This window comes from Pseudoalteromonas sp. TB25 (assembly GCF_000497995.1).
Lineage (GTDB): Bacteria > Pseudomonadota > Gammaproteobacteria > Enterobacterales > Alteromonadaceae > Pseudoalteromonas > Pseudoalteromonas distincta.
The window spans coordinates 1-5,092 of sequence record NZ_AUTI01000135.1 but is presented as its reverse complement, the minus strand read 5'-3'; the positions used below and the strand labels follow the sequence as shown (position 1 = coordinate 5,092).

Annotated in this window: 4 protein-coding genes and 1 pseudogene; all 5 read right to left on the bottom strand. The window is 38.6% G+C overall.

The genetic code is table 11. The features are described from left to right. A partial coding sequence (locus L652_RS0102950) for a cation:proton antiporter (RefSeq protein WP_024603268.1) occupies positions 1-643 on the bottom strand: 643 nt, incomplete at its 3' end. 280 nt (positions 644-923) lie between these two features. Next, entirely contained in the window at positions 924-1,328 is a 405-nt protein-coding gene (locus tag L652_RS0102940; RefSeq protein WP_024596464.1) for a hypothetical protein, read from the bottom strand. Positions 1,329-1,516: 188 nt separating this feature from the next. After that, positions 1,517-2,243: pseudogene (locus tag L652_RS01000000123185) on the bottom strand (alpha/beta hydrolase). 489 nt (positions 2,244-2,732) lie between these two features. After that, entirely contained in the window at positions 2,733-4,172 is a 1,440-nt protein-coding gene (locus L652_RS0102930; protein WP_024596465.1) for an IS66 family transposase, read from the bottom strand. Positions 4,173-4,281: 109 nt separating this feature from the next. After that, positions 4,282-5,092, bottom strand: an 811-nt coding sequence (locus L652_RS0102925) for a cell division protein FtsZ (protein WP_024603267.1), incomplete at its 5' end; no start/stop codon positions are given.

The following is a 5,092-nucleotide window of genomic DNA, read 5'->3' as shown; positions in this document are numbered from 1 at the left end:
CGGCTTCTACCGCCAGCGTGTGTGCTACATAATAAGTTGTAGGAATATCACCACTTGATAAAACACCCAATAAAAGCACAAAAATAACCACGCCAATACCATCGTTAAACAACGATTCACCTGCAATCACGGTTTCAATACTTTTAGGCGCACCCGCAGATTGTAAAATTCCCATTACCGCAATCGGATCGGTTGGCGAAATTAATGCGCCAAACAATAAACACCAAATAAATGCTAAATCAAAACCAAGCAAAGGAAGTACTAAATAAAGCGCACCAGCAATAATAACCGTAGATAGCAACGTACCCATACAGGCCAAAATACCTATTGGCAACTTATAGCGCCTTAAATCGCTAACATTTACATGTAGCGCCCCAGCAAAAAGTAGCATAGAGAGCATGCCATCGAGCAAAACTTCAGTAAAATCTAACTGATCGAGCAAGCTCACTTCGTAATCTATAAGATCATCAAACCCTAAAAAGCCCAAAAATATAGCGCCGATAGATAAAAGCATCGAAATAACCATAACGCCAATGGTTGTTGGCAAGCCAATAAAGCGATGGTTTACATAGGTGAGTAACGCGGTAATTGATAAAAATATCGCACTTATTTCAAGTACGCTTAGGCTGGTTCCTGGTGCCATGGTTTAAATCTCAATATTTATTTGATGATGCCTTGCTCAAAAAAAGCAAAGCAGAAGGGTTATTATTTTTATACGGTTATCTCGCATTATATTCGTGTAGCCTAAACAAGCATACCCAAAATATTAATTATAAATACACACCCTACTCTATTAACGTATTTAAGGTATTAACTTACGCATTTAATAAAACAAAAAAGCCCATGTTAGGAATTAACCTAACATGGGCTTTTTTACTCTCGCTATTTTATAACATGCTTTTGGTAAGCACTTTATAAAGTGTTTATAAAGAAAGCTCTTCTTTAGCGCGAGTTAAGTTGTGCGATACCATTGTACTTGTAGACATTTGGTTTGCTTCGTATAAATCAGCAAGGCCTGCAGTGTCGTTATTCGCTTTTAAACGTGCAACACCACGGTTGCTTAATGCGAATGACGTAAGTTGGCGTACTTTAAATTTAGGGCCATCTGCGTCTTTTAAAAGCGCAATTGCTTTAGTACAAATTGCTTCAGCCTCAGCGTAATTTTTTGACTTAACATTCAGTGCGCAGCTATTAAATGATTGCTCAAGTGGCTGTGGCGCTGTTGCAGTTTCAATAACCATTAATTTGTAATCACTTTGCTCAGCCATTGCAGCAGCTGAACATGTAAGTAGTGAGCTAAGAGCGATAGTTTTGATAAAAGTTTTCATGATTATTGTCCTGTTAAGTTAGCCGTGCTTGTTGCCGACAACTGAACTTTAGAGAATTAACACAAAACCTACAAACGATTAAAACAAACCTAATAAGTGAAGAAAATTAACTTATAGACTTTAGTCTAATGCCAAATTACTAATTTACGGCAATTGGTATTTATACAATCAGCAACCAAACCCACACCTTATTTAGTGCGTTCAAGCAACTTAACTACTTGGGCTACAACCATTTCTGGCTCATCTTTTTGCGGGTAGTGATAACTTTTATTTGTTATAACTATTTCACCTTGAGGAAAGGCATTAGCCCACTTTGAATGTAAGTCGCCCCACATTTCACGCGCTTTGTCGGTAAAAAATAATACCGATGGCTTTTTATATTTTTTAACTGAGGCGATAACAGTCACGGGTATATCAGCAATTTGTGGATAATCAGGCAGCGGGCGCTTTGCCCAAAAATCTAAATACTGATTCGACATGCCATTTTTCATGTCATCAAGCTTTATTGCTGCAATTTCTTTTTCAGCGCGTGGCAAATCAATCGCGCGCAATATAAGCACCATAAGAGTGCGCAACATACACAACAGGCTCTTCTATTTTCAGTGTTTTAAGTAATAACACAGCCTCAGCTGCATATTCTTCTGAGCTATAGTTTTTCTTTATTTGTGCAGAGCCGCCATTACCAATACGAGAATACCGTATAACTTTAGCGTGCTTGGTAAGTGATTCAAAAATCGGGTCCCAATCACTTAAACCAGCAGAACCACCCGCTTCGAGTAAAATAGTATGTTTACCTTTACCACCTAGCTCGTATTCAACGTCAAAGCCATTTACTTTGACGACAGTCAATTTAGCTAATGCATTATTAGATAATAAAAGTAAGAAAAGGATTTGTATTGTTGTTTTATAAGTCATAATTTAATTAAACTTCACCATTACTTGAAACAAATATTTGATCACGCAACTTTCACCATGCTCTAAACCTCAAAAGATGCAATCTTCCTTAAGTATCTTTTTGAATATTCTTACTTCATATCTTACCTCAGATTAAAATTGTAAAAAAATTACTTTCGACTAGGAATATACGTAACCTCATTTATCACCCAAACCTATAAACTCCCTCGCCCATATGCCATAATCTAAATAATTCATTATTTTAGTAACTTGGCGCGTATTTAAGCGCTTTTAAGTTAACTACTCAGGGTTTTCAGCATGGCATATCAAGAGCAAAATCAAGCAACAATCTATTGGCACGATTATGAGACCCACAATAAAAACGAGCTGCTCAGGGGGTAGAAGTCGTTTCTGCACACATTTCTGTACGCAGAATTATTTTTAACAACTTTAGAGCTACTTGAAGCTGTAGACCTTATAAAATAATAGTTATAAGAAAATCTTATGTAACTATTCAGCCTCATCTGAAATGAATATATCAGGCAGCTGATTTTTGAATAATAACTCAAGGGCTAGGCTTGCAGATACATATTGTTTTCTGCAAGTCGATAAATAGCTTCTCAGCAAGCAGAACATTTCAGCTCCTTGCTTACTTCTAAAACACCCCGATATTTTTTGATGAACCTTGGTCATCCTAATATCATTCTCGCCTTGGTTGTTGGTAAATGGCACGCCAGGGCTCATCATGAAACGTAAAACATCATCTTGATAATCTCTTAGTCGTTCCAATAATGCTCGGGATTTGGTTCGCTTTAATCGGCCTCGCTGACCTTCCACTCGGCTACTTTTTTCTGGTGGTGGACATTTAGCGTCACCTTGAAGCAATATTTTTTGATATTGCTCACGATATTTCTGTTTAGCCCCTTTATCTAGGTCGGGATTATCTATTTGAGCTTTATTCATTTCTTTAAGTAAGGTTTGCATATCCTTCGCCCATTGCATGCCGTCTTGCTCCCAAGCCCTTTCTAATTCTCGGATGTGGTGAGCATTACATAATGCATGTTGGCATTGGGTATATTGATAATATGGCTTCCAATGGTCATGACATAGCACACCGGTAAAGTGCGGTAAAATACCGGCCTCATCCATCGCTATTTTTCCTCTTTTTTCATGAGGATAAAAATAAGTCCACCAAGTCGTTGATGCACCATGAAGCCATCGCCGTTTACCGCCGATATTAATGCCAGTCTCATCAACATGCAAAGTTTGATGCGGGCTTTGTAATGCCGCTTTGATGATACCTTCTGCGCCCGATGACTTTACCAGTGCCGCTGCTTGTTCATTAAAGTTAAATAAACTGCCGGCACTGATCGGAATACCTAGTTGGTCACTAAAGTATTCTTCAATGCGGTTATAAGGGAGTAATTGATATTGTGATAAGTAAACCGCATGGGCTTTCACACCAACACCATATTCAATAGGACCGTTAACACCTTGGGGGAATTCACCAACAAACCGCTTCCCTTGCTCATTCTCAAGGATTTGAGCCTGGTATTCGGTCACCACTTTACTGATATCTATATCGACGACTTGTCGCTTTTGAAAACCCACCTCACGATAGTGACCTTTAGGTAAAAAATCTCGGTCAACTAAAATGACTTGTACCTCATCAGGTGTTTCTGTTTGAGTCAGCGTTTTACCTACTCGGCCTTTTTGTCCGCCAGCTGATTTTTCTGACTTCTCTCTCGTTGGCTTTGTTCGGTTGATATCTTTTGATGGAGGAATGCTACTATTTTGACTATTAAGTCCTAATTTACTAGCTAGCATAACAACGACAACAAGAATGAGTTCAATAGACATCTTCAACGCTGGCGAGAGTGTTTTATCTTCTTGTAACTGAGTTTTAGTTTGCTCAACTATTTCAGTGATATTTATGCTGTTTAAATTCATTAAAGCTAGAGCGATAGGGTAATAGCTCTAGCTTGGCATACTGGCAGGATCAGTCAATAGCTAAAAAAGATCCTTAGAAAATAATTTGTCTTGGTGAATAGTTACAATCTTATAACCCTTTTTGTGGGGCTGGCGATTTAGTCCTGATATAAGCAGGGATGTCAAAAATATCAGATGGCTTTGGCCTAGCCTTGTTAGCTTTTTCCTCAGGCTTTTTTTCTTTACGAAGGTCATCCGTAACCATTTTAGTACTGGCTCCCGTAGCAATTACCAGTAACTCATAGTTAGTTGCTAGGCTTTCTATTTTTGAAACACCACAAATAACTAAGGCGATTGGGCTTACCTGCTGACGCACTGTATCGGTAATGAGGTTATAACTACCTAGTGAAATTTCATCTTTGCAATTTACTTGTATTATTACACCGGTACTTGATGACATATCAACTTGATTAACCAGTGGGTTATTAAGTGCCCCATCAAGTGCAGTAGTAAGCTCGCTTTCTTCATCGCATTTACCAACACCTAGTACTGCATCACCCTGGCAATCCATAATTTTGGCAAAATCGTTTAAATCAACATTAATAAGTCCCTGAAAACAAAGCATATCGATTAATGATTTTATCAGTGAATGTAGTATTTGGTTTGAATGTTTAAACGCATCGAATAAGCCAATATCGTTACCTAGCACTTCAATCAGTTGGTCGTTTGGGAGTGTGATAACCGCATTAGCATGCTCTTTGAGTTCATTTAGACCAGTTTGCGCTATATTGCCTCTAAACTCGCCTTCACTACTAAACGGCAATGTAGCAACAAATATTATGGGCTTACCTTGCTCACTAGCAAGCTCTGCTATGTAAGGGCTAGCGCCAGTCCCAGTACCACCACCCAACCCTGTTGCACACAGAATTATATCGCAGCCA

Coding starts and splice junctions, on each gene's coding strand:
- L652_RS0102940 (WP_024596464.1), bottom strand. CDS start 1,328: ATGAAAACTTTTATCAAAACTATCGCTCTTAGCTCACTACTTACATGT.
- L652_RS0102930 (WP_024596465.1), bottom strand. CDS start 4,172: ATGAATTTAAACAGCATAAATATCACTGAAATAGTTGAGCAAACTAAA.